The sequence below is a fragment of the Achromobacter sp. SIMBA_011 genome (assembly GCF_046535435.1).
Classification (GTDB): Bacteria; Pseudomonadota; Gammaproteobacteria; order Burkholderiales; family Burkholderiaceae_B; genus Achromobacter; species Achromobacter dolens.
On record NZ_JAWRWN010000452.1, the window covers coordinates 1 to 272 of the forward strand.

Sequence of the window (272 nt, forward strand, 5' to 3'; positions counted from 1 at the left end):
CTTGTAGCGCAGCATCCGCTCGCCGTAGATCTGCAGGATGCCGCCGAGGAAATCCTCGAGCTTGTTCGGATCGAACGGGCGGTCGTTGCGGTACACGAACGACTTGATCTTGTCGTCGTGGTGCGCGTGGTGGTGGTGACCGTGGCCGTGATCGTGCGTGCATTCGCCATGATCGTGGTCGCAATGCGCGTGATCGTGATCATGGTCATGATCGTGGTGATGGTGCGCGTGGTCGTCTTCCGCGAGGAAATCCGGATCGATCTCGAGCTTCG

At 59.9% G+C, this 272-nt stretch carries 1 protein-coding gene; it reads right to left on the reverse strand.

Annotated features, from left to right (window positions below; genetic code table 11):
- Window positions 1–272 (reverse strand): GTP-binding protein (locus tag SB816_RS31680; protein WP_410548205.1); only part of this gene is annotated, 272 nt, incomplete at both ends.